This is a genomic window from Nocardia sp. NPDC006044, assembly GCF_042871115.1.
Taxonomy (GTDB): Bacteria; Actinomycetota; Actinomycetes; order Mycobacteriales; family Mycobacteriaceae; genus Nocardia.
Genome location: NZ_JBIAID010000001.1, coordinates 2076190 through 2102214 on the forward strand (window position 1 = coordinate 2076190; position 26025 = coordinate 2102214).

General features: G+C 68.5%; 25 protein-coding genes. 19 read left to right on the forward strand and 6 right to left on the reverse strand.

The window, feature by feature from the left end; translation table 11 throughout:
- Nucleotides 1-20 precede the first annotated feature (20 nt).
- From recC to ACFYO1_RS09875, 8 genes are all read left to right on the forward strand, one after another.
- A complete protein-coding gene (gene recC / locus ACFYO1_RS09840) occupies nt 21-3410 on the forward strand; it encodes an exodeoxyribonuclease V subunit gamma (RefSeq protein ID WP_387228894.1) in 3390 nt (1129 codons plus the stop codon).
- Nucleotides 3411-3657: 247 nt separating this feature from the next.
- On the forward strand, nt 3658-7050 hold the full coding sequence (locus tag ACFYO1_RS09845) for a UvrD-helicase domain-containing protein (RefSeq protein WP_387231807.1): 3393 nt from the start codon (nt 3658-3660) through the stop codon (nt 7048-7050).
- A 52-nt stretch (nt 7051-7102) separates the two neighbouring features.
- Nucleotides 7103-9016, forward strand: a complete 1914-nt coding sequence (recD, locus tag ACFYO1_RS09850; RefSeq protein WP_387228896.1) for an exodeoxyribonuclease V subunit alpha — start codon at nt 7103-7105, stop codon at nt 9014-9016.
- Nucleotides 9017-9065: 49 nt separating this feature from the next.
- On the forward strand, nt 9066-9539 hold the full coding sequence (locus ACFYO1_RS09855) for an RNA polymerase sigma factor (protein ID WP_387231809.1): 474 nt from the start codon (nt 9066-9068) through the stop codon (nt 9537-9539).
- Nucleotides 9539-10153, forward strand: coding sequence for a methylated-DNA--[protein]-cysteine S-methyltransferase (locus tag ACFYO1_RS09860; RefSeq protein WP_387231810.1), 615 nt, complete (start codon nt 9539-9541; stop codon nt 10151-10153). The genes ACFYO1_RS09855 and ACFYO1_RS09860 overlap by 1 nt, the downstream gene beginning before the upstream one ends.
- A gap of 36 nt (nt 10154-10189) precedes the next feature.
- Nucleotides 10190-10918 (forward strand): 2OG-Fe(II) oxygenase, encoded by a 729-nt coding sequence (locus ACFYO1_RS09865; RefSeq protein ID WP_387228898.1) that lies wholly within the window; start codon nt 10190-10192, stop codon nt 10916-10918.
- A gap of 4 nt (nt 10919-10922) precedes the next feature.
- Entirely contained in the window at nt 10923-11186 is a 264-nt protein-coding gene (locus tag ACFYO1_RS09870) for an Ada metal-binding domain-containing protein (RefSeq protein WP_387228900.1), read from the forward strand.
- Nucleotides 11187-11248: 62 nt separating this feature from the next.
- Entirely contained in the window at nt 11249-11758 is a 510-nt protein-coding gene (locus tag ACFYO1_RS09875) for a methylated-DNA--[protein]-cysteine S-methyltransferase (RefSeq protein ID WP_387228902.1), read from the forward strand.
- Between the two features lie 101 nt (nt 11759-11859).
- Here the strand turns inward: ACFYO1_RS09875 and ACFYO1_RS09880 are convergent, their stop codons facing one another.
- Nucleotides 11860-12063, reverse strand: a complete 204-nt coding sequence (locus tag ACFYO1_RS09880; RefSeq protein WP_387228904.1) for a cold-shock protein — start codon at nt 12061-12063, stop codon at nt 11860-11862.
- Between the two features lie 589 nt (nt 12064-12652).
- On the opposite strand from ACFYO1_RS09880, the gene ACFYO1_RS09885 reads away from it, so the two are divergent.
- From ACFYO1_RS09885 to ACFYO1_RS09905, 5 genes are all read left to right on the forward strand, one after another.
- The gene (locus ACFYO1_RS09885; protein ID WP_387231812.1) at nt 12653-13549 is read left to right on the forward strand and encodes an alpha/beta hydrolase; all 897 of its coding nucleotides are present in this window, start codon (nt 12653-12655) and stop codon (nt 13547-13549) included.
- 144 nt (nt 13550-13693) lie between these two features.
- Nucleotides 13694-14290 (forward strand): TetR family transcriptional regulator, encoded by a 597-nt coding sequence (locus ACFYO1_RS09890; protein ID WP_387228906.1) that lies wholly within the window; start codon nt 13694-13696, stop codon nt 14288-14290.
- A gap of 107 nt (nt 14291-14397) precedes the next feature.
- Nucleotides 14398-15600, forward strand: a complete 1203-nt coding sequence (locus tag ACFYO1_RS09895; RefSeq protein WP_387228908.1) for a cytochrome P450 — start codon at nt 14398-14400, stop codon at nt 15598-15600.
- Between the two features lie 12 nt (nt 15601-15612).
- The gene (locus ACFYO1_RS09900) at nt 15613-15843 is read left to right on the forward strand and encodes a ferredoxin (RefSeq protein ID WP_150404470.1); all 231 of its coding nucleotides are present in this window, start codon (nt 15613-15615) and stop codon (nt 15841-15843) included.
- 125 nt (nt 15844-15968) lie between these two features.
- A complete protein-coding gene (locus ACFYO1_RS09905) occupies nt 15969-16328 on the forward strand; it encodes a hypothetical protein (protein ID WP_387228911.1) in 360 nt (119 codons plus the stop codon).
- 99 nt (nt 16329-16427) lie between these two features.
- Here the strand turns inward: ACFYO1_RS09905 and ACFYO1_RS09910 are convergent, their stop codons facing one another.
- The 3 genes from ACFYO1_RS09910 to ACFYO1_RS09920 are packed head-to-tail and all read right to left on the reverse strand — an operon-like array spanning nt 16428 to nt 18086.
- Complete coding sequence (locus tag ACFYO1_RS09910) at nt 16428-17270, reverse strand: helix-turn-helix domain-containing protein (protein WP_387228913.1); 843 nt, start codon at nt 17268-17270, stop codon at nt 16428-16430.
- Nucleotides 17267-17821 (reverse strand): DUF6879 family protein, encoded by a 555-nt coding sequence (locus tag ACFYO1_RS09915; RefSeq protein WP_387228915.1) that lies wholly within the window; start codon nt 17819-17821, stop codon nt 17267-17269. Before ACFYO1_RS09915 ends, ACFYO1_RS09910 begins: the two co-directional genes overlap by 4 nt.
- Nucleotides 17757-18086 carry a hypothetical protein gene (locus ACFYO1_RS09920; RefSeq protein ID WP_387228917.1) on the reverse strand — a complete coding sequence of 110 codons (330 nt, stop codon included), beginning with the start codon at nt 18084-18086 and terminating at the stop codon, nt 17757-17759. The genes ACFYO1_RS09915 and ACFYO1_RS09920 overlap by 65 nt, the downstream gene beginning before the upstream one ends.
- 318 nt (nt 18087-18404) lie before the next feature.
- On the opposite strand from ACFYO1_RS09920, the gene ACFYO1_RS09925 reads away from it, so the two are divergent.
- A complete protein-coding gene (locus tag ACFYO1_RS09925) occupies nt 18405-18641 on the forward strand; it encodes a hypothetical protein (RefSeq protein WP_387228919.1) in 237 nt (78 codons plus the stop codon).
- 139 nt (nt 18642-18780) lie between these two features.
- Nucleotides 18781-20775, forward strand: a complete 1995-nt coding sequence (locus ACFYO1_RS09930) for a TerD family protein (RefSeq protein WP_387228921.1) — start codon at nt 18781-18783, stop codon at nt 20773-20775.
- Nucleotides 20776-20788: 13 nt separating this feature from the next.
- Here the strand turns inward: ACFYO1_RS09930 and ACFYO1_RS09935 are convergent, their stop codons facing one another.
- Both ACFYO1_RS09935 and ACFYO1_RS09940 read right to left on the reverse strand, forming a co-directional pair.
- The gene (locus ACFYO1_RS09935; RefSeq protein WP_387228923.1) at nt 20789-22150 is read right to left on the reverse strand and encodes an aldehyde dehydrogenase family protein; all 1362 of its coding nucleotides are present in this window, start codon (nt 22148-22150) and stop codon (nt 20789-20791) included.
- Nucleotides 22150-23205 carry an AMP-binding protein gene (locus ACFYO1_RS09940; RefSeq protein WP_387228925.1) on the reverse strand — a complete coding sequence of 352 codons (1056 nt, stop codon included), beginning with the start codon at nt 23203-23205 and terminating at the stop codon, nt 22150-22152. The genes ACFYO1_RS09935 and ACFYO1_RS09940 overlap by 1 nt, the downstream gene beginning before the upstream one ends.
- A 145-nt stretch (nt 23206-23350) precedes the next feature.
- Here ACFYO1_RS09940 and ACFYO1_RS09945 point away from each other — a divergent pair, with 145 nt between their 5' ends.
- The 4 genes from ACFYO1_RS09945 (at nt 23351) to ACFYO1_RS09960 (ending at nt 25984) form a co-directional block, all read left to right on the forward strand.
- Nucleotides 23351-24229, forward strand: a complete 879-nt coding sequence (locus ACFYO1_RS09945; protein WP_387228926.1) for a LysR family transcriptional regulator — start codon at nt 23351-23353, stop codon at nt 24227-24229.
- A gap of 375 nt (nt 24230-24604) precedes the next feature.
- Complete coding sequence (locus tag ACFYO1_RS09950) at nt 24605-25210, forward strand: DNA-binding response regulator (protein ID WP_387228928.1); 606 nt, start codon at nt 24605-24607, stop codon at nt 25208-25210.
- Between the two features lie 196 nt (nt 25211-25406).
- Nucleotides 25407-25628: a 50S ribosomal protein L28 gene (gene rpmB, locus ACFYO1_RS09955; protein ID WP_387231814.1), complete on the forward strand. Its 222-nt coding sequence runs from the start codon at nt 25407-25409 to the stop codon at nt 25626-25628.
- On the forward strand, nt 25589-25984 hold the full coding sequence (locus tag ACFYO1_RS09960; RefSeq protein WP_387228930.1) for a hypothetical protein: 396 nt from the start codon (nt 25589-25591) through the stop codon (nt 25982-25984). The genes rpmB and ACFYO1_RS09960 overlap by 40 nt, the downstream gene beginning before the upstream one ends.
- Nucleotides 25985-26025: the final 41 nt, after the last annotated feature.

Consider the following 26025-nt stretch of genomic DNA (forward strand, 5'->3'; position numbering starts at 1 on the left):
CCGCCGACCGAAAGGCGCAGATGCCGCTGCACATCCACCGTGCCGAGCGCGCCGACGTCCTGGCCGACGGACTCGCCGAGCTGCTGACCACGCCCCTGCCCGATCCGTTCGCGGCGGAGCTGGTCGCGGTGCCCGCGAAGGGGGTCGAGCGGTGGCTGACGCAGCGGTTGTCGTCGGTGCTCGGTGTGTCCGGGGCGGTGGCGTTCTCGGCGTCCTTCGACGCCGCCTCGACCGACGGCGTCGCGGCGAATATCCAGTTTCCGTCGCCCTCCGCGCTGGTCACCGCCGCGCTGGCGGCGGCGAGCGGGGTCCGGCCGGAGGACGATCCGTGGGCGGGCGAGCGGGTCGTATGGACGTTGCTGCGGGTGATCGATGCCTCGCTCGGCGAGCCGTGGTGCGCGGTGCTCGCCCGGCATCTGGGCGCGAACGACCCGGCCGGGCACGATCATCGGATCGGCCGCCGGTACGCCACGGCCGCGCACGTGGCCGCGCTGTTCGACAGTTACGCGGCGCAGCGGCCGGGGCTGATCCTCGACTGGGCCGCGGGGTCCGACACCGACGGCGCGGGAAATCCGGTGCCCGGCGATCTGCTGTGGCAGCCCGAACTGTGGCGGCGGCTGCGCGCCGAGTCCGGCGCGCCGAGTCCGGCGGAGCGACTCGAGGCGGCGTGCGCGCGGCTGCGGGCAGACGGTGAACTTGTTCCATTTCCGGAGCGGTTCTCGTTGTTCGGCGCGACCCGGATGTCCACCGATCAGCTCGCGGTGTTGTCCGCGCTGGCGCAGACGCGGGAGATCCATCTGTGGCTGCCGCACCCGAGTCCGGTGATGTGGACCGAGCTGGCCGGAAGTCCGGCGGCGCGTTCGCGGGCGGCCGATCGCAGCGGAAGTGCCGTGCGGCATCCGCTGCTGGCGGGTCTCGCGCGCGATGTTCGCGAATTGCAACAGCGGCTGGCCGAGTCCGTGGGCTCGGATACTCACTATCCGATTTCGGATGATCTTGTGCCGCAAGGTGATACGTCCGATGCGACGCTGCTCGCGGCGTTGCAGGCGGGAATCCGCGACGACCGGTGGCCGCCGGCCGCGGTGTGTGCCGGTGACGGAACGGTGCAGATCCACGCCTGTCACGGACCCGCGCGGCAGGTCGAGGTGCTGCGCGAGTGCCTGCTCGGATTGTTCGCCGCGGACGAGACCTTGGAACCGCGCGACGTGCTGGTCATGTGCCCCGAGGTGGAGGCGTTCGCGCCGCTGGTGCGCGCGGCCTTCGGCCAGCGGGCGCCGGGATCGGTTGAGCAGGCGCCGGATTCGGGGCATCCGGCGCATCGCCTGCGGGTCCGGCTCGCGGATCGCGGGCGGGGCATCACCAATCCGCTGCTCGCGGTGATCGGGGTGCTGCTCGAGCTGGCCGACGGCCGGGTCACCGTGACCCAGGTGCTCGATCTGGCCGCGGCCGAAACGGTCCGGCGGCGTTGCGGATTCGACGACGACGACATCGAGCGGCTGCGCGAGTGGGCCGCCGAGTCCGGCGCGCGCTGGGGGATCGGGCAGCGGCAGCGGCAGGCGTTCGGGCTGGCCGACTTCGCGCAGAACACGCTGAACGCCGCGGTGGACCGCATCCTGCTCGGCGTCACCGCGGGCGAAACCTCGGAAGACTGGCTCGATCTCGCGCTGCCCCTGGACGACGTGGACAGCAACGATGTCGATCTGGCCGGCCGGTTCGCCGAATTCATCGACCGGCTCGCCGTCTGCCTGCGTGATCTGCGCGGCCCGCGCCCCGCGCACGAGTGGGCGGCGGTGCTCGGCCGCGCGCTGGACCTGCTGACGGACGTGCCGGATTCGCAGTCCTGGGTGCGCACCGAGGCCCGGCAGGAACTGGCCGCCGCCACCGAGCACGCCGGCGATGTGTCGCTGCGGCTGGCCGACGTCGGGGTGCTGTTGCACTCCCGGCTGGCCGCCCGGCCGACCCGCGCCAACTTCCGCACCGGCGAGCTGACCGTGTGCACGCTGGTGCCGATGCGGTCGGTGCCGCATCGCGTGGTGGTGCTGCTCGGCCTCGACGACGACGTGTTCCCGCGTGCCGGCGGTGTCGACGGCGACGACGTGCTGGCCCGCAACCCGCAACTCGGCGAACGGGATCCGCGCAGCGAGGACCGGCAGCTGTTGCTCGACGCGATCCTGTCGGCCAGGGACAAGCTGCTGATTTTGCACACCGGCGCCGACCCGGTCACCGGCGCGCACCGCCCGCCCGCTATCCCGGTCGCCGAGGTGCTCGATGTGCTGCGCGCGCACGTCGGCGCGCAAGGCATGGACGCCGTGGTGACCCGGCATCCGTTGCAGGCCTTCGATCGTCGCAACTTCCGCGCCGAACATCCGTTCAGCTTCGACACCGTCGCGCTGGCCGGGGCGCGCTCCGCCGGGCAACCCCCGGTGCCGCGCCCACCGTTCCTGCCGGAGCCGTTGCCGGCCCCGGAGTTCACGGATGTGGCACTGGCCGACTTGATTTCGTTCGTCGAGCATCCGATTCGCGCGTTCCTGTGGCAGCGGCTCGGCTTGCGGGTGCCCGAGCACGAAGAGGACATCGCGGACCGGTTGCCCATCGAACTCGACGGGCTGGCGAAATGGGAACTGGGCGAACGCCTGCTGGCCGCCCGCCTGACCGGTGCGGACGCGGCCGGGTTGCGCGCCGCCGAGTGGCGGCGAGGCACGTTGCCGCCCTTCGGTTTCGGCGCGGCGGTGCTCGACGAGGTCGAACACACGGTGGACAAGCTGGTCCGCGCGTCGCAGGGCGACTACGAGGGCAGCCCGCGCGCCGTCGACGTCGCGGTGGATCTCGGCAACGGACGCAGGCTCACCGGCACCGTTCCCGAGGTGCGCGGCGAGACCCTGGTCCGCACCACGTTCTCCCGGCTCGCCCCGAAACACCGGATCGCCGCCTGGGTTTCGCTGCTGGCCCTGGCCGTCACCGAGGACCGCACCTGGCGCGCCGTCACCACCGGCCGCGGCCAATTCGGCCGCCCCGCATGGCGTTCGGAGATCACCGCCCCGGAAATGCCCGCCGCCCGCGGCATTCTGCGCGAACTCGTAGCCCTGCGTGACGCCGGACTAACCGAACCCCTGCCGATCACCCCCACCGCCACCGCCGCCTACGCCGAGCGCCGCTTCCGCGGCGCCAACGTCGACGAGGCCATCGCCGCCGCCGAACGCGAATTCAACGGCGGCCCGAACGGACCCGGACCCTTCGGCGACCACACCGACCGCCACCTCCGCTACGTCTGGGGCCCGGCCCCCCGCCTCGAACACCTCATGGAAATCCCGGCCCCGCCCGGCGAGCCAGGCGAGACCACCCGCTTCGGCGCACTGGCCCGCCGCCTGTGGGCCCCCCTGCTGACCGCCGAAACCCAGGGCCAACCGTGAGCGCTGGCAACCGAGTCCGCCCTGTTCGGGGCCGGGCGAATCGGGGTGGTCGCTTGGGGAGCGGGGCGGAGGCGTTGAGGGTCGGCGACTACTGGCGAGTTCGGCGTGGGTCGGGGGTGGCTGCGGTGATCGTCACGCGTGTCGGTGGCGCGGTGGGGCGGGTCGGGGCGGCAGAATGGCACTTTCGGCGGGTCGGAAGGCGGGTGTTCGCGTGACCGTGCAAGACACCTCGTTCGTGGTGTCCGAGATGGGGGCGCCCGACAGCTTCGAGCCGTATGGTCCGCTGCCCACCGGGACGACCGTGTTGGAAGCCAGTGCGGGGACCGGCAAGACACACGCGATCGTCGGGCTGGCGGTGCGGTATGTGGCCGAGGCCGGGATCGATGTCTCCCAGTTGCTGCTGGTGACGTTCAGCCGGGCGGCCACCCAGGAATTGCGCGAGCGCACGCGAGATCGGTTCGTGGTGGTCGCGGCTGGGCTGGCGGATCCTGAGCTGGCCCGCGCGCACGCCGACGAACTGATCCGGCATCTCGCGCAGGCGGATCCGGACGAGGTGCGCCGCCGCCGGGCCCGATTGCTCGCGGCCCTCTCGGATTTCGACGCGGGCACCATCGCGACCACGCACAGCTTCTGCCAGCGGATGCTGGACGAACTCGGCCTGGCCGGCGAGCACGACCCCGGTTCGCGCCTGGTCGAGACCGTCGACGAGCTGATCGGCACGGTCGCCGACGACCTCTACCTGAATCGGTACGCCCGTACCGAACCGCCGTTCTCGGTCAAGGAGGCGCACACCCTGGCGCTGGCCGCCGTGCGCGACCGGCACGCGGTGCTGATGCCGAAGGGCGACTCCGTGGCCGGCGAACGGGTGGCCTTCGCGACGGCGGTGCGCGCGGAAACCGAACGCCGCAAGCGCCTCGCCGGGCTGCGCGACTTCGACGACCTGCTCGTCCTGCTGCACGACGTGCTGGCCGACGACGAGCACGGCCCGCTCGCCTGCCGCCGCATCCGCGAGCGCTACCGCGTCGCGCTGGTCGACGAGTTCCAGGACACCGACCCGCTGCAATGGGACATCCTGCGCCGCGCCTTCCACGGCCACACCACGCTGGTGCTGGTCGGCGACCCGAAGCAGGCCATCTACGCCTTCCGCGGCGCGGAGGTGCTCAGCTACCTGGACGCGGTCGCGCACGCCGACACCCGCAAGGAACTCACCACCAACTGGCGCAGCGACGCCGGCCTGCTCGCCGCGCTGGACCACCTGCAGGGCGGTGCGGCGTTGGGGCACAAGGAGATCACCGTCTATCCGGTGCACGCCACCCGCTCGTGGTCGCGGCTGTCCGGACCGGACGAGCTGATCACGCCGCTGCGCATGCGATGCCTGACCCGTACCGGCGCAGGGCCGTTGAACAAATCCGGCTTCCCCGCGGTCGGTCGTATGCGCGCGAAGGTCGCCGACGATTTGGCCGCCGACATCGTCCGGCTCTTGGAGTCCGGGGTCGCGTTGACCACAAACGCGCGACCGACCCATATCGGCCAGGATTCCGTCTTGCCGAACGCCGGAGCGGGGTTCGCCGATCGGGGAACGGCGATGGACGCGCGCAGGCCGATCAGCCCGGGCGATATCGCGGTCCTGGTGCGGACACGGTCTCAAATCGATGTGGTACGAGCAGCTTTGGATCGGGTCGGCGTCGCCTCCGTGCTGGCCGGTGGCACCAGTGTGTTTGCCACCAGCAGCGCCACCGACTGGCTCTGGTTGCTGCGGGCGCTGGAGCAGCCGCACCGCGGCGACCGCGTCAGGTTGGCGGCCTGCACGCCGCTGATCGGTGTCACCGCCGCCGAGATCGACAGCGGCGGAGCGGATCTGGTCGGCCGGATCAGCGCGCAACTCCGTGATGCCGCGCGCCTGTTCGCGCGCGCCGGTTTCGCGGCCGTCTTCGAAAAGATCTCTGCCGAGGCGGATCTGGCGCACCGGTTGCTCGCCGTCGAGAACGGCGAACGCCAGCTGACCGACCTGCGGCACATCGCCCAGCTGCTCGATCAGGTCTCGCTCACCGAATCGCTCGGGCTGACCGCGTTGACCCGCTGGCTCGGCGATCGGGTGCGCGACCCCGCGTCGGGCACCGTCGCCGATCGCAGCCGCAGGCTCGACCGCGACGCCGCGGCCGTGCAGATCGCCACCGTGCACGCCAGTAAGGGCCTCGAATTCCCCATCGTCTATGTGCCTTTCGCCTGGGACAACGCGAAGAACCCCTACCCGGCCACCCTGTTGTTCCACGACGACAACGACATGCGCGTCCTCGATGTCGGCGGCCCCGATGCCTCCGGTTACGCGGAACGCAAGCTGCGCAGCGAATCCGAAGAGGCCGGTGAGGAACTGCGCCTGCTATACGTCGCGCTGACCCGCGCCATGTGCCAGGTGGTCGCCTGGTGGGCGCCGGCGATCACGACCGCCGCGTCGCCACTGCACCGGATGATCCTCGGCCGCCCCGATGGTGGCGACACCGTTCCGCCGCGCGCCTCGGTGCCCGCGGATGCCGTTGCCCCGGGTCTGCTTTCGGCCTGGGCCGGGGGAGCGGCGGAGGCCATCTCGGTGACCGCCGTCGTGGGCACCGACGACGTGGAGATCGAACGAGTGCGCACCGAATCCGTCACCGGCGAGCTGGCCGCCGCGCACTTCGACCGCAAACTCGACCAGCACTGGCGCCGCACTTCGTACTCCGCGCTCACCGCCTCCGCGCACGGACCCGTCACACCCGAACTGGAGATCGAACCCGAGGACACTCGCGGCCCCGCCGACGAGCCGAGCACTCCGGTGGTCGCCGAGGTCGAAGAGGTGTTCGCCGGCCCGGCGTCGCTGATGAACTCCCTGCCCTACGGCGCGGAATTCGGCACCCTCGTGCACGGCGTGTTCGAGCTGATCGACACGGACGCACCGGATCTCGCCGCCGAGGTGGACAACCGCTGCCGCGCGGCCGTCGACGAACTCATGGCCGAGGCCGACCCGGCGGTGCTCAGCACCGCCGTGCTCGCCGCGCTGCGCACCCCGCTCGGTTTCGGCTCGCTCGCCGACATCTCGACCCGAGATCGCTTGAACGAGTTGGAATTCGAGCTGCCCCTGGCCGGCGGTGACACCCCGGGTGCGGCGACCGCGACCCTGCGTCAGATCGCCGACCTGCTGCGCACCCACCTGTCACCCGACGACGACCTGTACGTCTATGCCGATCACCTGGCCACCCTCGACGACATCCCGCTGCGCGGCTACCTCACCGGCAGCATCGACGCCGTCCTGCGCGTAACCGACGGCACGGACACTCGTTTCGTCATCGTCGACTACAAGACCAACCGCCTCGGCACCGGCGACCTCACCGTCGCCCACTACACCCGCGAGCGCATGGCCGCTGAGATGATCCGCTCCCACTATCCCCTCCAGGCCCTCCTCTACGCGGTAGCCCTGCACCGCTACCTCCGCTGGCGCCTGCCCGCCTACGACCCCGCCCACCACCTCGGCGGCGCCCGCTACCTGTTCGTCCGCGGCATGATCGGCCCCGAAACCCCCGAAGGCCACGGCGTCTTCGACTGGAACCCACCCGCCCCGCTCATCCTCGCCATATCCCGCCTCCTCGCCGGAGAGTCCCCCCGATGACCCCCCACCCCCGCACCCCTCCCGACGGCCCGCGCAGCGGCGGGGTGGTCTTATGACCTCGATTCAGTTGGCGCAGCGGGGGACTGGACTGTTGCGGACGTTCAACGAGGCGGGGGTGTTGTCCGCCGCGGACGTGCATGTCGCGGTTCGGCTGGGGCGGTTGGGGCGGGAGGACACCGAGGCGGTGTTGTTCGCGGCGGCGCTCGCGGTGCGGGCGGTGCGTTCCGGGTCGGTGTGCCTGGAGCTGCATCGGATGCGGGAGATCGGCATCGACGCGGACGAGACCTGGGACACCGGTGAGCGCATCGATCCGGCGACGCTGCCGTGGCCCGACATCGACGCGGTGGTGGCCGCGCTGCGGGTCAGCCCGCTGGTGACCGGTGGACCCGCCGGTCCGTTGCAACCGTTGCGACTGGTGGAATCGCGCAGCCGCGACGATTCCGGTCCGCTGCTCTACCTGGACCGGTACTACCAGCAGGAGCAGACGGTCCGCCGCGTCCTCACCGAGCGATCCGGACATCACCCGGTGGTCGACCCGAATATCGTTCGCCGCGAACTGGATCGGCTGTTCGACGCGCCGGTCGGCGGCGTCCCCGACCGCCAGCGCCTCGCCGCCGCACTCGCCGCGACCCACTGGACCACGGTCGTCGCGGGCGGCCCCGGCACCGGCAAGACCCACACCATCGCGCGCATCATCGGCCTGCTCGACGCGCACCGCAAAGCCAATCCCAAACTGCCCGCACTGCGCATCGCACTGGCCGCGCCGACCGGCAAGGCCGCCGCGCGTCTGCAAGAGGCCGTCCGGGAACAAGCCGAAGAACTCGACCTGCCCGACCTCACCGCCGCCACCCTGCACCGCCTGCTCGGCTGGCAGCGCGGCCGCACCACCCGGTTCAAGTACCACGAATTCAACCGGCTCCCGTACGACGTGATCGTGGTCGACGAAACCTCCATGGTCTCGCTGACCATGATGAGCAGGCTGTTCGCCGCGCTGCGCCCGGACACCCGCCTGGTCCTCGTCGGCGACCCGGACCAGCTCGCGTCGGTCGACGCGGGCGCGGTGCTCGCCGACCTCGTCGCGGGACCCGTTGCGGGCACCCCGAATCCGTTGCTCGACGAGATCCTCGGCGCCGACTCCCCGGAATCGGCCGCGCCGGAACAGAACTCGTCCGCCCTCACCGCCCTGGAACGAACTCGCCTGCGCGGCGGCATCGTTCGCCTGACCCGTGGTCGCCGCTTCGGCGGCCGGATCGCCGACCTCGCGGTCGCCGTCCGGGCCGGCGACGCCGACACCGCCCTGGATCTGCTCCGCGCGGGCGGCGACGAACTGTCGCTCAGCGCCCCGGACGAAATGGCCGGTGTCCGTGCCGATGTCGTGCGGGCCGCCCGCGAGGTGACCACCGCCGCCCTCGACGGCGATGCCGCGGGCGCGCTCGCCGCCCTCGAATCGCACCGTCTGCTGTGCGCGCACCGCCAGGGTCCGTTCGGCGTCGAACGCTGGGACCGGATGGCCGCGGAATGGGCCGCGGCCGGGGGAGCGGGTCCCGAATCCCACTCCGCCCCTTGGTATCCGGGTCAGCCGCTGCTGGTCACCGCCAACGACCACGAGGCCCGCATCTACAACGGCGACACCGGCGTCGTCGTGCGCATGCCCGACGGTTCGTTACGCGCCGCACTGCAACGCGGCAGCGAGCCGTACCTGGTGCACCCGACCCAGTTCCCGGCCGTGGTCACGGTGTTCGCCATGACCATCCACCGCAGCCAGGGCAGCCAGTACGACACCGTCTCGGTGGTCCTGCCGGAACCGGAATCGACCCTGCTGACCAGGGAACTGCTCTACACGGCGATCACCCGCGCCCGCCGCCACGTCCGGGTGATCGGCACCGACGAGTCCATCCGGGCCGGCATCGCCCGGCGCGTGCTGCGCGCCAGCGGCCTGTCCCGCCGGGTGGACGGCGACCGATGACCAGCGCATCTCACGTTTTCCCGGCCCCGCACGTCTACCCAGTGTGAGATTGCCTCCGTTCGAGGAAGTGGTGGCCGAATACGGCCCGATGGTGTTGCGCGTCTGCCGGGCCGTGCTCGGTCCGACGGACGCGGCCGACGCGTGGTCGGAGACGTTCCTGTCCGCTTTGCGCGCCTATCCCGACCTCGACCCCGACGCGAACATCGAGGCCTGGTTGGTCACCATCGCGCACCGCCGCGCGATCGATGTCGGCCGCGCGCTCACCCGCGCGCCGATCCCGGCCGAGACCCTGCCCGAGCGCCCGTCCGCGGCGCCCGACCCCGCCGACTACGACCCGCACCTCTGGGCCGCCTTGAGAACGTTGCCGCCCAAGCAGCGTCAGGCGGTCGCCTACCACTACCTGGCAGGCCTGCCACACGCCGAGATCGCGGAGCTGCTGGGCAATTCCACCGATGCCGCCCGCCGCGCCGCCGCCGACGGCCTGAAAACCCTGCGCAAGCTCTACCCGAAGGATGACTCATGATGGCCACCATCGATCGTGGCGACCCGAACGGCCTGTTCGACGGCCTGACCCCGGACGACGCTCTACTGACCGAACTGCACCGCCGTTTGGTGGTCGACGCACAGTCCGCGGGCCTGCTCGACGTCGCCTACCGCACCATGGACACCCCCGTCGGCACGTTGCTGCTCGCCGCCACCCCGGCCGGGCTGGTCCGCGTCGCCTACCCCAGCGAAGACCACGACGCCGTCCTGACCACGCTCGCCGAACGGGTCAGTCCGCGCGTGCTCGCCGCACCCGCACGCCTGGACGCCGGGGCCCGCGAGATCGACGAGTACTTCGCCGGTGCCCGAACGCATTTCGACCTGCCCCTGGATCTGCGACTGACCGGTGGCTTCCGCCGCCAGGTGATCGAGCATCTGATCGACATCGGCTACGGGCAGCGCGAAAGCTATGCCGCCGTCGCCGCCGCCGTCGGCAACCCGCGGGCGGTGCGCGCTGTCGGCTCCGCCTGCGCGCACAACCCACTGCCCGTGGTGATTCCGTGCCATCGGGTGGTCCGCAGCGATGGATCGATCGGGCAGTACGTGGGCGGGATCGAGGCCAAAACCGCCCTGCTGACACTGGAAGCCGCGTGAGCGCGGCACCGACAACCCGCTGACCTTGGAGGCGGAATGCAGAACACCGAAACCTCGGCCCCGCTGGCCGATCGAGTGGCCGCGCAGTCCTGGCCCGGCCTGATCGAGGAGATCGACGCCTACGGGTGCGCGCAAACCGGCCCGCTGCTGACGCCCGACGAGTGTGCCGAGTTCGTCGAGATGTGGGACGACGTCGCGAGATTCCGCTCCACCATCGACATGGCGCGCTATCGATTCGGGCAGGGCACCTATCGCTACTTCGCCGACCCGGTGCCCGAGCCGATCATGGCGATGCGTGCGGCGTTCTACCGGAAGTTGTTGCCGGTGGCCCGCTCCTGGGCCGAGCGGCTCGGCGATCCGGCGCCGTGGCCGGACGACTTCGGCGCCTGGCTCGACGCCTGTCATGCCGCCGGCCAGTCCCGGCCCACGCCGATTCTGTTGCGCTACACCGAAGGTGACTGGAACGCCTTGCATCGCGACCTGTACGGCGACCGGGTGTTCCCGTTGCAGGTGGTGATCGGGCTGGACCGTCCGGGGACAGACCACACCGGCGGGGAGTTCACGCTCGTCGAGCAACGCCCACGCGCACAGTCGAAGGCCACCGTCACCGTGCTGGAACAGGGGCACGGCCTGATCTTCACCACCCGGGACCGGCCGACTCCGTCGAGCCGCGGCTGGTCCCGCGCGCCGGTTCGGCACGGCGTCAGCCGAATTCGGGGCGGTGTCCGGCACACCCTCGGTCTCGTGCTACATGACGCCGAATGATCACATGTTCACGTTGCTCGACGCCGATGGCCGCTCGTACCTCAGCCCGGCACCGGGAACGTACGGGGGTCATCGGCGCGGCAGAATCTACGGTCGGCTGGACTGTCCGTCCGCGTTGCGCGCGCTGGCCCGTGGCGCGTACCGCGTGCACCGTGTCTTCTTCGCCGATGAGCCCACCGCGATCAGCGCGGGCTACCGGCCGTGTGCGGTCTGCCTGCCGCAGCGGTACGCGGCATGGAAAGCCGCGCGGCACAGTGATTCCGAGTGATCTCACGTTTCCGCCTCGGCCGGCGTCTACCGAATGACAAGAACGCCGAACAGGAGTACACCATGCAGATCTCGAGTGCCCGAGCAGTTCACGCCTCGACCCTCGGCAACCTCCGCGTCGAAGCAAGCGCGCTGGGCGTCACCCGAGTCGCGTTCACCGCGGACGCGCCCACCGCACCGAGCGCCGAGAACTCTTGTGCCCTCGAATATCTCGTCACCGCGATAGCCCAGGTCGACGGGTACCTGGCGGGCGGCCGGCAGGAATTCACCGTGCCGATGGATCGCTCCGCGCTGAGCGGCTTCGACCGCCAGGTCCTGGAAACTCTCGAAGCCACAGCCGGTTACGGCTGCACGACGACCTACGGCGCGCTCACCCGTGCCCTCGGCCGTGGAAGCGCGGACGCCCGCAAGGTCGGCGGCGCACTGGCCCGCAACCCGCTGCTGATCCTGCTCCCGTGCCACCGCGTCGTCGGCGCGGACGGCGCGCTCACCGGATACGCGGGCGGCCTGCCGGCCAAACGCGCCCTACTGGACCTCGAGTCCGCAGAGCTGCTGCTGCCGCTGGCTATCTGACCGGAACGGCGCTCGTCGGCGCGGTGGCGAGCCGGCGTGTGCGGAATCACGCAGATGCGCCCCTCCCACCGGACGGTGAGAGGAGCATGCATCCGGCCTGATCAGATGGTGCGGACGTCCGTGGCCTGCGGGCCCTTCTGGCCCTGGCCGACCTCGAACTCCACTCGCTGTCCCTCATCGAGGGACTTGAACCCGGAACCGCTGAGAGCCGAGTAGTGGACGAAGACGTCGGGACCGCCGCCGTCCTGCGCGATGAAGCCGAACCCCTTCTCCGCGTTGAACCACTTGACGACGCCCTGTGTCATATTTTCTCCTTGTACTCAGTGATGTTTCAGTCCACAGAAATGTTGCACATTCACGGACTCAGTGGACAGCATTCCATGTGCGCCGGCCGCGTGGTTAACGCGGGCGAGCGGAATGTGTGCAAAAGCATTCTCCGCTCACTGCGCGGCCGACCTACTGCCGACCGCACTGGCGCCGCGTCAGCCTACCTTTTTCCGGCGGATTGCGGGTGGGCGGCGTGGCCGGCAACCTGGGTCGATCCTTCGGCGCGTCACGAAACCGGCGCGGCGACGCGGCATTGTGTGTGATTTGTTCACCGAAATTGGGGTTTAGTTCGGCTTCGGTGCAACCTTCAACGACGGTGGCGTGTGTCGGCGAATTCCGATGAAAATTCTCCGGCAGAAATTGGGCACGATCCAATTCGGCATAGCCGGGGCTCGGTGGGGGTCACGGTGCGCCGGCTCGAGGGGTGCGGGGAGGGGCGCGCGTGGGCCCGGCACCTTGTCAAGACCTGAATCTTGGTCTTCCCCTTCGGGTTTTGCGCCGATCCTGCGGCGGTACAACGGAATAGTGGCGGCTTCGAGGTTTTTGGTTTCACTGGTCGGTGTGCTGATGGTTTCGGTCCTGTCCGTCGGCTCGGCCGCGGCAGCTCCGTCCGGGGCGCGGTTGGTCGAAGAGTCTTCGCTGGGCGGGTCGATCGTGCAGCTGGACGTCTACTCGCCGGCGATGGATCGGGTGGTGACCAACCGGGTGATCCGGGCCGCGGGCGGTCCGGCGCCCACGCTGTATCTGCTCACCGGGATCGGCGGCGGGACCGACGGCATCTCCTGGTGGGACGACACCGACGTCCGGGAGTTCTTCGCGGACAAGCACGTCAACGTGGTGATGCCGGTGGGCGGCGCGTACAGCCTCTACACCGACTGGCTCGCCGACGACCCGATGGTCGGCCGCAACCGCTGGCTGACCTATCTCACCCGCGAACTTCCCGGCGTACTCGACGCGCGACTCGGCAGCACCGGACGCAACGCCATCGCCGGGGTGTCGATGAGCGCGGGTTCCGCGGTCGACCTCGCGATCCAAGCGCCCGACGTCTACCGCGCCGTCGCCGCCTACAGCGGATGTCCCTGGACCGCAGACGCTCTCGGCGTCGCGATGGTCAGTGCCCAGGTCGTGCGCGGCGGCGGCAACACCGCGAACATGTGGGGTGCGCCGGGCGATGCGATCTGGCGCGCCCACGACGCGTTCGCCAATGCCGCCGCGCTGGCCGGGAAAACGATCTACCTGTCCGCCGCGACCGGCACGCCCGGCGCGATCGACGAAGGCGGGCTGGCCTTTCCGCCGATCGAGGCCATCGCGAGCGCGTGCACGGCCGCCTTCGCCGACCGGCTCGATCAGCTCGGGTTGCCCGCGGTACACGTCAACCGGCCCGAGGGCGCGCATACCTGGGGCCAGTTCGAGACGGATCTGCACGATTCCTGGCCGCTGCTGGCCGGTGCGCTCGGCGCGTAACCGCTGACCTCGCCAGAACGGGCGAAGTAGACAATCCTTAGCGTCAGCCGCGGCTCATCCGCTCGTCCGCCGCGGCCGATGTCAGCGAAGGATCGGTTGCCTGCTTTACGCTGCTCACCCGGAGATTCGGCAACCGGAGGATGCATGTCCAGCGAGAACGAAACGGTCAGCCGCAAACGGGATTCGGCCGCTACCAGCGCCGCGATTCTGACCGCGGCCCAGGAGCTGTTCGCCGAGCGCGGCTACGAGCGGGCGACGGTGCGCGACATCGCGACGCGGGCCGGGGTGAATCAGGCGTTGCTGTTCCGGTATTTCGGCAACAAGGACGAACTGTTCCGGGCGGCGATCGCGGACCAGGGGCGGCGCAGACTGGAGGACGGGCCGGTCGAAGGGCTGCTGAGCAGGCTGCTCGTCGGAATACTCGAGCCGAGCGGGTCGGTGGCGCAGGAGCATTGGTTGCAGGCCGCGCTGCGGTCCAGCGGACACGACGAGGGGGCCTCGGCGATTCGCCGCGAACTGGGGGACGAGTACGTCCGGGCGATGTCCTCGCTCGGCGACGATCCCGATAGCGAGCTGTGTGCGGATCTGCTGCTGGCCTGGTTGCTCGGCATCGGCCTGCTGCGCACCGTGCACCGCAGAGAGCCGCTGGCCAGTGCGGATTCGGCCACGGTTGCCCGCCATGTGCTGAAGGCGGCGCAGGCGCTGCTGCCCCGGACGGACGTGAATTTCCCGCCGCCGTAACGGGATCCGACCGTTGACGCGGGATTGTGACCTCCCTAACATGAAGTGTTGTAAGCAATTGCTTACATCACTACCGCGCCGATCGGCGTCGGCCAAGGGAGACCCGCATGACCGTGAAAACTGAGGTGCGCCAATACCCTTTCGGTGAACCCATCCGCCTGGACATGGATCCGCTGTTCGCCAAGCTGCGCCGCGAGGAACCGACCTCGCGCGTCCAGCTGCCCTACGGCGGCGAGGGCTGGCTGGTCACCCGCTACGCGGACGCCAAGCTGGTGCTCGCCGACCCGCGGTTCAGCCGCGCGGTAACCGTTGACCGCGAGGACATTCCGCGCACCACGCCGGGCCCGTCTCGGCAGAATTCGTTGCTCAGCATGGACGCGCCCGAACACAGCAGGCTGCGCAAGCTGGTCGCCAAGGCGTTCACCAGCCGGCGGGTCGAGCAGCTGCGCCCGCGGGCCCAGCAGATCGTGGACGAGCGGCTCACCGAGATCGAATCAGCAGGCCCGGTAGCCGATTTGGTGCAGAGTCTCGCCCTGCCGCTGCCGGTCACCGTGATCTGCGAGATGCTCGGCGTGCCCACCGAGGACCAGCATCGCTTCCGCGACTTCTCCGACACCGTGCTGTCCACCACCGCGCACACCCCCGCGCAGATCGACGCGGCGCGCGTCTCGCTCGAGGAGTACCTCGCCGAGCTGGTGGCGCAGCGCCGGGCCGAACCCGCCGACGACCTGCTCGCCGCGCTGGTCGCCGCCCGCGACAACGACGACCGGCTCACCGAGGACGAGCTGGTCAACATGGGTATCGGCCTGCTGATCGCGGGCCACGAGACCACCGCCAACCAGATCGCCAACTTCACCTACGTCCTGCTCAGCGAGCGGCGGCACTGGGAATTGCTGCGCAGCCGGCCGGAGCTGGTGCCCGGCGCCGTCGAGGAGCTGCTGCGCTACGTTCAGCTCGGCTCCGGCGGGTCCTTCGCCCGGGTCGCCACCGAGGACGTCGTGCTGAGCGGTGTGACCGTGCGAGCGGGGGAGTCGGTGATCGTCAACACGCAGGCCGCCAACCGCGACGAGAGCGTGTTCGAGAACTCCGATGAGCTCGATCTCACCCGAAACAACAACCCGCACATGGCGTTCGGTCACGGCATCCATCACTGCCTTGGCGCCCAACTCGCCAGACTGGAGCTGCAGGTCGCGTTAGGCTCACTGCTGCAACGCTTCCCGACGCTGCACCTCGCGGTCCCGTTCGAGGAAGTACCGTGGAAGACCGGCCTGCTGGTCCGTGGGCCGAAGGCGCTTCCCGTCAGCTGGTAAGGGGAAACTGTTATGGCAGAACAGAAGTGGCGGATCGAAGTGGACCGTGGCGCCTGCCTCGGCTCCGGCATGTGCACCGGCCTGGCCCCCGAACACTTCACCCTCGTCGACGGCCGGTCCAGTCCGATCGCCGAGGTCGTCCAGCCCGACGACCTGCTCATCGACGCCGCCGAATCCTGCCCGATCGAGGCGATCCTCGTTCGCGCGGCCGACACCGGAGAGATCCTCAGCCCCGAGCAGTGAACGGTAGAGCCCCTCGGTGCAGGGGCTCTACCCCGGCCGCACGCACCTGTCCGCAACCGCCGCGCGTGACGACCGGACATCTCCGCGCGGTGTCGCCAGATCCGCATGCGCCCTACGCTGCAAGAATGATCGAGTTCGGCTCGAGAAGCCGCCGCCTCCCCGCCCCACCCCACATCGTCTGGGAATCCCTGACCCGCCCCCGCCGCCCCCAGTCCCGCCCCTGGCTCATCCTCCTCTCCGACGAAGTCGAACCCACAGTCCTGGCGGCCGAGAACCCGCACCGAGTCGTCTGGTCCTCCCTCTGGCCCACCAGACCCGACGACCAGATCCACTTCCACCTGACATCCACCGATTCCGCCGAAACCCTCCTGAACTTCACCCTCCTCACCCCCGCCGAACCCCCCGACCAAAGCAAAACCGGCCACCTCCGCCGCCGCCTCAACCACCTCCTCTTCGCAAACCTCCGCTTTTCCTACGGGCAATAGCGCCTGGCCGCGTCCCGGCACACTCCCGCCGAGGGTGGCTTCGCTGAATCAGGAGATCGGCCGATGCGATTCGACCTCGGTCACGGCCTGCTTCGAGATCTAGTTGATTGGACGTCTTCGTTCGAGCGCTTTGCCGATGAGCGCTCGGGCGGGCTCTCCGGTCACCGATTGGTTGACGAGAATGTCGAACGTTCGGTGATAGATTCCGATTTCCCTCGGCTGAGTTATGCGGAGTTCGGCCGTGATTCCCTCGACCAGGATCATCTTGTTGTCGAACATGACGAAGCTTGTTGTCGCGGTCTCGAACGGCGCCATGAAGGGCACGATGCCCAGGGTCACTCTGGGCATTCCCTGAATGGCGATGAGCCGGTCCAGCTGGCCGATCATGGTTTGGTCGTGTCCGACGGTGGTGTACAGCGCCTGCTCGGCGATGACGAAATGGAACAGATGGTCCCGCTGATACAGAATGCGTTGGCGTTCCATACGCTTGGACACGCCTTCGTCGAGGTCATCAGGGATGCGGTGAAAGTCGATGACCTTCCGGAGGATGCCCGTCGCGTAGTCGGCCGTCTGGAGCAGGCCGGGTATGAGTACAGGCTCGTACCACCGCAGAATCCGGGCCTCGGCTTCCCATTTGACTGATGCCTGTTGGCGTCGTTTGGTTCCGGTGCCGAGAATCTTCCGCCACTCCATGTACGCGGAATCGATATTGTGTCGAGTTGCGAGAAGATCTGGTAACTGATTGTCGGCGTCGCAGTCGCGGCAGTACGCCGTGATGTCTGCACGCGACGGCTTGATCCTCCCGTATTCGATTTTCGAGACTTTGCTCGGATGCCATGCGTTGCGGCGGGCGAGCTCGGCGCCGGAGACGTTTGCGGCAACACGGATCTCCCGAAGCCGTGCTCCGAGGGATTCACGTTGCTGCTGTACGGAGTCGGTCACGCCGTGGCGTACTCCGAATATGGCACAGACAATGGCCAGAACCGTTCTTTGATCCGTTGGCAGTAGCCCACGATGGTTGCGTCCACGGTCACCGCGCCGGACCACGCGCTGGACGGGCCGAACGCCGAGAAGATCACCAGTTCGTCGTCGAACAGCCAGAAGTCGTCTGGTGGTACGTCTTCGGCGAGATGGCGCGGCAAGTATCGGATGTCCTCCCCGGCCTGAGTGTTGAGTTCGGCGACGGTCAAAGAAAACCTCGTGTAGTCGGTGTGGGGCACCGACACTATCCGCGTTCGGGTGATTGCTACTCCGCGTTCCGTGGTTTCCCGCACGACATCCATCCACGGTTGGAACCAGATGTAATCGTCCGGCTCGCCGTCGAGGAATCGGCGAAGCGGTTCGTGCTCATGCGGTTCAGCATAGGAGTCGAGCACCTCGAGATGGAAAGCTTCGCGTTTGCAGGACCGTAGTAGGTCCCTGAATCCGTCATCGCCTATCAGCCGCACCGTAGAACGTCCTTTCTCGCTTGGGTACCTCGACCGCGGCCTCATCGTCGGCCGGTTGCAGCTGACTCAATGTCTCGTCATCGGTGATCAGGCGGCCGGTGAGAGTGAAGGTACCGCGTCCGGTATCGCCGAGCGCGGCTCCGATGAAGGTACTCGGCTCGGCGAATCCGGTGAGTAGGTGCGGGATTTCGACTGTCTCAGGGCGTTGGGTCTTCCAGCCCATCACCACATAGCTGTCTTGGTCGGTGGCGAACAGCGACGGACAACCGTTGTTCGTGCTACCACCTTTACCGAGGAACCGTAACCGCATGATGCGTTCTCCTTCGCCTCGTGCAGGATCATGCTTTCGATAGATCCATTGTCGCCCACTGATACCAGTTCTGTACTGGCGAAATAGGTCTCGTGCACGATTGTGCAATGTGTTGGTCGGGCAATCATCGATCTTCATAGCGTTGTAGGCGGCGCTTGGGACCGGTGCCGGTCAACCCGGTTCCGAGCCGCCGGCCAACAACGAGTCGGATGGGGTGAATCGGTGAGTCGACCTACGGCGATCGGGTATCTGCGGCGCGATGTGTCCGGCTGCTCGCAGCCTTGGCATGAGACTCAAATACGTAGCCTGGCAAAGCGGTTGGGGTATGAGTTGGCGAAGACGGTGGTGTTCGGCGCGGAGACCGACGAGCCGGTCGAGCGCCTGCTGAACGTTATTCGCGCCGTGGGGGCCGAAGCGGTTGTCGTGCCGAACGCCGAGCATTTCGGCGGCACGGTGCCGGAGCGGGTGGTGCGGGTGTGTGACGTGATCACCGTGTCACCGCACTACACGTATGCGCGGTCGTATGCGTCGCCGGTTCTCGGGGACGGTGCGTGAATCGGTGGCGTTCGCGGATTCGGTTGCCGATCCGCCGATTCGGCGCAGAGGTGGGGTGTCGAGTGTTCGGGGGACAGACAGCGAATGTGCTGGTTGGGAGACTCATCGGGCGGGTCGAATCGCGAGAAGGGTGATCGGTGTGGCGTCTCCGATGCTGAGCAAGGGGCAGAATCTGTCGCTGCCGGAGGATGTGGTGCGGATCGATGTGGTGATCGGGTGGACCGAGTCGGAGATCGAGGTCGATGGGTCGGCGCTGCTGTTGGGGGCGGACGGGAAGGTTGGTTGTGACAGCGATTTCGTCTTTTACAATCAGCCGGAGTCGGTGGATGGGGCGGTGCGGTTTCTGGGAACGAGTGCGACCGAGGAGGGGGCGCAGGCGCGGATCGCGGTCGATTTGTCGGCAGTCTCCGCGGCGGTGCATACCGTGGCGCTTGTCGGCAGCGTGGGTGCGGGCACGTTCGGCGACCTCGGCAAGTTGACATTGAGAGTGGTTGACGCTGCGGGACATTCGCTGGCGGAGTACACCACCGCCGATGCGACCACGGAGTCGGCGTTCGTCTTCGGCGAGGTGTACCGGCGGGGCAGCGCGTGGAAGGTCCGCGCGGTGGGGCAGGGGTGGGCGTCGGGTCTGGCCGGGCTGGCGACGCACTTCGGCGTCGAGGTGGACGAGGACGTCGAGCAGGTCGAGGCGCCGGGTGTGCGTGCGGAACCGGCGATCGCCGCACCGCGGCCGCCCGAACAACCTGCCGGACCTCCGGTGCGGAACCGCGGAGTGCGCACCGCCAAGCGGGCATCGAAGAAGGCGAAGCCGATGGAGTTCCGGCTTGCCGAGTTCGATACCTGGCAGCGGGCTCCGTTGTTCTCGGTGATCGGGGTCGGTGCCGGCGAGGAGCAGGAGCGGCGTGCGACATCGGCCCTGATCGCGACGATGCAGGCGGTGCGCCCGTTCGCGCGGGCGGTGTGTGCGCGGATGGGTGCACCGGTGGGGGTGTTCGAGGGGTACATCGAGGTGCAGTTCGAGCGGGGCGATTCGAAGGTGGTCCCGGACGCGGTGCTGAAGGTGTCGCGCGGCAGTCGAGTGTGGACCGGGCTGCTCGAGGTCAAGACCGGCAACGGCAAGCTGCGGCGAGAACAGCTGGAGAACTACCTCGACGTGGCGCGCCGGAAGAACTACGACGTGGTGGTCAGCCTGTCGAACGACATTCCTGCCGGTCCCGGCGAACTTCCGGTCGAGGTCGACCGCCGCAAGCTGGCCAAGGTGGCCTTACGCCATCTGTCTTGGGCCGAGGTGGCGCACGAGGCGCGAATGCTGCTCTCGCACGGCGGTATCGAAGAGGACTTGCAGGCCTGGATCTTGAGCGAGTTCCTGCGCTACCTCGACTGCCCGCGCTCGGGCGCCTCGGAATTCGTCGACATGGGCAGGCATTGGGTCGCGGTCCGGGACGCGGTGACGGCCGGGACCTTGCGCGCGAGCGATCAGAAGGCGCTGATCGTCGCCGACACGTGGGTGTCGCTGTCCCGGCATCTCGCACTGCGGATGACCGCCCGGCTCGGCATGACCGTCAACTATGTGCTGTCGCGCCGGCACCGCGCCGATCCGGCCGCCCGCAACGCCGCGGTCGCCGAACGGTTCGCCGCCGACGGAACATTCGAGGCCGTGCTCCGAATACCGGACGCCGCAGGCGATCTGGTGATCGTCGCGGATGTGCGAACCAATCGGATCCGCTGCCGCACCACCCTCGACGCGCCGACCGAGGGCACCCCGGGCCGTCGATTGTCCTGGCTGATCAAGCAACTCGACAACGCGCCGGACGATGTTCAAGTGGAAGTGGTGTTCGCCGAACGTGGCACCGAAGCCTGCGAACTGCTCCGTACCGGGCGGGCCAACCCGAAGGTGCTGACCGTGGGCCGCACGGCACCGATCGTGTCTTTCGCGCTGGAGCAGAACTTCCCGATGGGCAACCGCCGATCCGGAACCGCGGCCAGCTTCGTCACCAGTGTGAAGTCGGCGACCGACATCTTCTACGGATCGGTGGTGCGACCATTGCGCGGTTGGGCACCCGCGACACCGAAACACTCCGCGGTCAGCGGAACAGATTCGGCCCCAGCGGATTTGGTCGGCCAACGCGGGTAGATCGCGAGCGCCGTCAGCGCAGGACCGTTTTCGTCCGCATGAGGAACTCGCCGAGGTAACTGTCGTGCGGCAGACCGGGCTCCAGCCAGTTGGTCGGGTGGTGGCCGAGGTAGACGTTGCCGATGGTCGGTTCGTTGATCAGGTCGTCGATCAGCGACCCGGAGGTGGTGAACGCGGTGAGGACCAGCGTGTTACGTAGCGGCGCGACACCGTCGGTGCGGGCCCACGGGGCGATCCACACGCAGGGGAAGGGGAGTTCGGCGCCGACCTGCTCGGCGAACGGGCTGTTCACCTGGTGTACGGCGGGGCGGAGGACGGCGCTGCCGTCGCGGAGGTCATCGACTATTCCGGTTCCGCCCAGCCATGGCGTGGTTCCCGCGGCTCGCTTCAGTAGGTGATCTTCCCATCGGCGGGCTTCCTGGAGCGTGTGGACGGGGAGGATCGCTTGTTCGTCGTGCGCGGGCAAGCTGGGGAGGGCGGCGAGCCGGTCGGCGACTGCGGCGGCTACCGGGGCGGGATCGCCCTCGACTAACACTGCGGTGGCGTTTACGCAGCCGACACCGCCACCGCCGCTGACGGATTCGACGATGGTATCGAGAGCGGCGGTCCAGTCGGTGCCTGCGGTCAGCAGGATCTTGGAACGTCCCGGCCCTTGGGGCAGAATGCCTGGGCTGCCTGCGTATTTGGCGACCACGTCGTCGCCTCCGTAGACCATGCCCAGGTCGGCCATGCGCAGGATCTCGTCGGCCGCAGCGTGCTCGGTGGGCAACAGCACGACCTGGTCGTCGCCGAACCCGGCCGCGCGCAGAGCGCTGATCAATCGGTGCGGGGTGAAGGGCTCACGGCGGGAGGGACGCACTGCGACGCGAAACCCGACGGCGAGGGGTTCCAGCCAACCCTGGTGCACCGCAGGGTGATTGCCTGCGGCGTGCACGGCGAAGACCTCGCCGCGCCGGGTCCACACCGCCCGTCCCGCACGGGTGGACGGGTCCTGCCACTTGACGACCGCGCCGACCGGGCGCGCGTTCTGCACGTGGCGATACGCGTGCGCCGCGGCCCGCTCGATGTCCCGGGTTGCCTGGCGTACCACGGTGATCGGCATGCCGGCGACCGCGCTGACCGTGCGCTGGTATTCGTCGGCGGTCTGGCCGGCGACCCGCTCGTTCGCGAACGCGTGCCCCGCGCGAGCGATCGCCGCGATCCGTTCATCGACGGGAACAGGGGACGACCGATGCATGGCCTGCATCGCCCGGGCGGCGTAGAGCGGGGGCACGAGACTCAGTGTCGCGACGGGGTTTCCGGAGCGATCCGGGATCGTCTCCTGCTTGCGTGACCGGTACGGACCGGTGGGGCCGAGCGCGTCGAGCTCGAGCATCAGTACACCCCCTCGATCACGGCCGCACCGCCGAATGCGGCAACCGGCGCGACATCGGCCACGGAATCCCCGAAACCCCCTGTGGGCGCGGCCATTCGCACGCCATGGTCGCGTTCGGCATTGTTGACCAGCAGCGCCGACTTGCTCAGATGATGCATCACGACCTGACCGCGTTCGCCGTACGGAACAACCTGCCCGGTGTCCGGGTCGACGATCCGGAAGGTGGTGTACGGGGCGAACGTGTCGAACACACACGGCTCCTCGTCCCGCAGGCCGGGACGTTCGATCGCCGCGCCGAGTATCATTGTGCTGCCGTACATTCCGACCAGATCGGCGTGCGGGAAGACCTCGTGGCGCAGCAGGTTCCTGGTATCGGCGTCCAGATGCGCGCCGCCCCAGATGATCGTGCGGACCTTGCGATCGACCAGATCGACCAGGTCGTCGTGCCGCGCCAGCCGCTCCAGCAGCGGCGGGGTGCAGACGAACACGCCGACCTCCTGGCTGCGCAAGACGTGACCGATCTGCTCGATCAGATGGTCGGTGTAGGCGTCGGCCTGGTCGTGGTGTCCGCCGGCGATCAGTCGCTTCACCCAGCGCGGGTCCAGATCGATGGTGAAGTTCAGGCTGCCCCGGGCACGGCACAGGCCGGCGATCGTCGCGCCGACGCCGTGCGGTCCGCTCGGAATCGCGCTGAGCCAGTCGGCATCCCGGGAGATGCCGAGCGCGTCGAAGCGTTCGCTGAGCCAGTCCGCGGCGCTGCGTTCCCAGTCCGCGGTGAACACCACCCGCTTCGGTTGCCCGGTGGTGCCGCCGCTTTCGAATACCCGCACCGCGCGGTCGTCGCAGCCGCGCGGAATCAGGTCGCGAACCTCGATATCGCGCAACTCGTCGACGACATTGGGAAACAGGGCGAGATCGTCGAAACCGCGGACGTCGACCAGCGGATCGAAGTCCAGGGTCTTGGCGCGGGCCAACCAGAACGGCGAACCGGTCTGCTCGCTGAAGTGCCAGCGCATCATCGCCCGCACGAACTCTCCGGATTCTTGTTTGGGCATGGAACATCCTCTCGCAGAACATCTATCGCTCGAAAAGCACGCACTCGGCGGCTGCACGACCAACGCTAGAACCGGGCAGTTGATAACGTCCAAGACCGAAACGCGCATGAATTGATGCCATGGCGGTTATGAGAGAGTGGTTGGCATGGACCTGCTGGCACTGCGCTATTTCCAAGTGGTCGCCCGCCACGAGCACATCAGTCGCGCCGCCGCGGAGCTGCGCGTCGCGCAACCGTCGATCAGCCGGACGATCGCCCGCCTGGAGGCCGAACTGGGCGTGCAGCTGTTCGACCGGCAGGGGCGCCAGATCCGGTTGAACCGGTTCGGCGCGGCCTTCCTCCGCCGGATATCCCATGCCCTCGCCGAAATCGACGACGCGCGTAGGGAATTGGCCGACGCCGCCGGTCTGGAGCACGGCCTGGTCGCGGTCGCGTCGGAAACGCTGCTCTCGCTCACCGAATTCCTGCCGGGCTTCCGCGCCCACTATCCGGGGGTCGAGATCCAGCTCTACCAGTCCACCGCCGAGCGCATGGTGCAGCAGCTCGCCGCGCGCGAGGTCGACCTGTGTCTCGCGTCCCAGCCGCTCACCGGACCCGATCTGCGCACAGTCGAGCTGGTCCGCGAGCCGGTGCTGCTGGCCGTGCCTGCCGCGCATCCACTGGCCGGCCGCACCGATGTCCCGGTCGAGGCGCTGGCGGGGGAGCCGATCGTCACCACCCGGACCGGCTATTGGCAGCGCGCGCTCACCGATCGGCTGTTCGCCGCCGCCGGCCTGGTCCCGAACGTCGTGGTGGAAGGAGACGAGCTCGCGGCGGTGCAGTACATGGTCAGCGCCGGGCTCGGGATCGGTCTGATCCCGGCGATGTCGCGGCGCGTCGGCACCCATCCCGAGGTCGGCTCGGTGCGGCTGAGCAGCCAGGACAGCTACCGCACGCTGCGGCTCGTCTGGCGCGACGACGCCTATCTGTCGCACGCGGCGCAACGGTTCCGCGACATGATCATCGAGCGGCTGAGCGAGAAATAGACTGGCGTGAAGCCGGGGGCCGGTCGTATGGTGGTGGCGTTTTGCGGGGCGCGAACCGTGTCCGGCTTCCATCGAGTTCTGAGGTGATGACCTATCCCAAACGCTTAGGAGTCGTCGTTCCGGCACTGAGACCGTGAGCCGCGCAAGCGTGCTCCGGTCGGTTTGTGGACGGCTGCTCCCGATGGCCTGGGATATTCGTTGTACCTTTCCTGCTCCTGTGCGCAGTTGACGCACGCGGCTTGGCCTGCCCGCTGCTGTTTCCCGCTGTCCGACCACCGGTACCGAAATCCGGACGGATCGGCGCGGGAAGGCCGGGTGGTCGCGTGATGTCAACGGGCGCAGTGTATTCGGCATTCGCCGACAAGGAATACGCTCATGATTCGAGTGCTGATCGCCGGGGGACAGCGGCTCCCCCGCGAGGCGGTGGCCGCCGTCCTGTCCGGCGAGCCGGGGATGCAGGTGGTCGCGCAGGTGGAGTTGGGCACCGAGGTGGTGGCGAGCGCGCGGCGCAGCCGGCCGAACCTGGCGCTGCTGGACGCGGAACTCGCAGGGCTGAACGGGGTTTCGGCGGCGGCACGGTTGAAGGCGGCGTTGCCCGGCTGCCGCGTGATCGTCGTGACGACGCCGCACCGCCCGGATGTGCTCCGGTCCGCGCTGGCCGCGCAGGTAGAGGGGTTCTTGAGTAAAGGCGCATCGATCGACGCGCTGATCGCCGCCGTGCGCCGGGTCGCGCACGGCGACCGGGTACTGGACCCGCAGGCGGTCACCGAGGCGATGCACGGCCCGGACAATCCGCTCGGCACCCGCGACGTCGACATCCTCCGGCTGGCCGCACGAGGGCGCACGCCCGACGAAATCGCAGTGGCGCTGCATCTTTCGCCGGGCACCATTCGCAACAACCTGGCCGCCATCAATCGCAAGGTGGGCGCGCGCAACCGCATCGAGGCGATCCGGATCGCCGCCGACCGTGGATGGATTTGAGGCGGTGCAATCTGCACGGAATGCCATGCGTTCTGCATCGATCCGGCGGCAAGACCGATCGCTGTTTGCGCTGGTCATAGGTCCTGTTCGGCGCCCACTGCGGGACTGGACGGCAGCGCGCGGTTCACGGAGACCGCCAACAATGCAAGTGACCACCGACGCCGACGGCGATGACCTCGCCAGAACAGGAGAGATGATGTCCGCCCACTGTGACGTCTGCGGCAAGAAGCCGAGCTTCGGAAATCAGGTGGCCCGCGCCGGCCGCCGTGCGCAGCAGCGGTACGTGAAGGGACGGACGAGTCGCCGGTTCAATCCGAACATCCAGTCCGTGCGAACAGTCAAAGACGGTGCGCCCGTGCGAATGAAGGTGTGCACCTCTTGCATCAAAAAGGGCAGTGTGCAGCGTCGCGCTTGGTGATTTCGAATAAGATGGCAGCGCAGACTATTTCGAATTCGGTGCATCGATTACTGATGTGGTGGAACGGCATCGGCGATCGAACCATCGATGCGCGGCATTGCGCGCGGGATGAATTCCCCTGCCACGAATGCGGATCGGCGACCGCACCCATAGACGGTCCGGACGAGTGGTACACGGTGCACGACTCGGTATGGAAATGCGCCGCCGCTTCGGCCGACAGCATTCTCTGCATCGGCTGTCTCGAAGCCCGGCTCGGGCGCAGACTGCGGCACACCGATTTCGTTGCCGCGGTTCTCAATCAGCCGGGATATGGACACCACAGTCCGCGATTGCAAAGTCGTCTGCGACCGGACTGAGTCCGACACGGCGTGCTCCCCGGCAGATCTGCCGGGGAGCA

Bases quoted from the DNA above. Each gene is read 5' to 3' on its own strand.
- recC (WP_387228894.1), top strand. From the start codon at position 21: ATGCCGCTGCACATCCACCGTGCCGAGCGCGCCGACGTCCTGGCCGAC.
- ACFYO1_RS09845 (WP_387231807.1), top strand. From the start codon at position 3,658: ATGGGGGCGCCCGACAGCTTCGAGCCGTATGGTCCGCTGCCCACCGGG.
- recD (WP_387228896.1), top strand. From the start codon at position 7,103: ATGACCTCGATTCAGTTGGCGCAGCGGGGGACTGGACTGTTGCGGACG.
- ACFYO1_RS09860 (WP_387231810.1), top strand. From the start codon at position 9,539: ATGGCCACCATCGATCGTGGCGACCCGAACGGCCTGTTCGACGGCCTG.
- ACFYO1_RS09865 (WP_387228898.1), top strand. From the start codon at position 10,190: ATGCAGAACACCGAAACCTCGGCCCCGCTGGCCGATCGAGTGGCCGCG.
- ACFYO1_RS09870 (WP_387228900.1), top strand. From the start codon at position 10,923: ATGTTCACGTTGCTCGACGCCGATGGCCGCTCGTACCTCAGCCCGGCA.
- ACFYO1_RS09875 (WP_387228902.1), top strand. From the start codon at position 11,249: ATGCAGATCTCGAGTGCCCGAGCAGTTCACGCCTCGACCCTCGGCAAC.
- ACFYO1_RS09880 (WP_387228904.1), bottom strand. From the start codon at position 12,063: ATGACACAGGGCGTCGTCAAGTGGTTCAACGCGGAGAAGGGGTTCGGC.
- ACFYO1_RS09885 (WP_387231812.1), top strand. From the start codon at position 12,653: ATGGTTTCGGTCCTGTCCGTCGGCTCGGCCGCGGCAGCTCCGTCCGGG.
- ACFYO1_RS09890 (WP_387228906.1), top strand. From the start codon at position 13,694: ATGTCCAGCGAGAACGAAACGGTCAGCCGCAAACGGGATTCGGCCGCT.
- ACFYO1_RS09895 (WP_387228908.1), top strand. From the start codon at position 14,398: ATGACCGTGAAAACTGAGGTGCGCCAATACCCTTTCGGTGAACCCATC.
- ACFYO1_RS09900 (WP_150404470.1), top strand. From the start codon at position 15,613: ATGGCAGAACAGAAGTGGCGGATCGAAGTGGACCGTGGCGCCTGCCTC.
- ACFYO1_RS09905 (WP_387228911.1), top strand. From the start codon at position 15,969: ATGATCGAGTTCGGCTCGAGAAGCCGCCGCCTCCCCGCCCCACCCCAC.
- ACFYO1_RS09915 (WP_387228915.1), bottom strand. From the start codon at position 17,821: ATGAGGCCGCGGTCGAGGTACCCAAGCGAGAAAGGACGTTCTACGGTG.
- ACFYO1_RS09920 (WP_387228917.1), bottom strand. From the start codon at position 18,086: ATGCGGTTACGGTTCCTCGGTAAAGGTGGTAGCACGAACAACGGTTGT.
- ACFYO1_RS09935 (WP_387228923.1), bottom strand. From the start codon at position 22,150: ATGCTCGAGCTCGACGCGCTCGGCCCCACCGGTCCGTACCGGTCACGC.
- ACFYO1_RS09940 (WP_387228925.1), bottom strand. From the start codon at position 23,205: ATGCCCAAACAAGAATCCGGAGAGTTCGTGCGGGCGATGATGCGCTGG.
- ACFYO1_RS09945 (WP_387228926.1), top strand. From the start codon at position 23,351: ATGGACCTGCTGGCACTGCGCTATTTCCAAGTGGTCGCCCGCCACGAG.
- ACFYO1_RS09950 (WP_387228928.1), top strand. From the start codon at position 24,605: ATGATTCGAGTGCTGATCGCCGGGGGACAGCGGCTCCCCCGCGAGGCG.
- rpmB (WP_387231814.1), top strand. From the start codon at position 25,407: ATGTCCGCCCACTGTGACGTCTGCGGCAAGAAGCCGAGCTTCGGAAAT.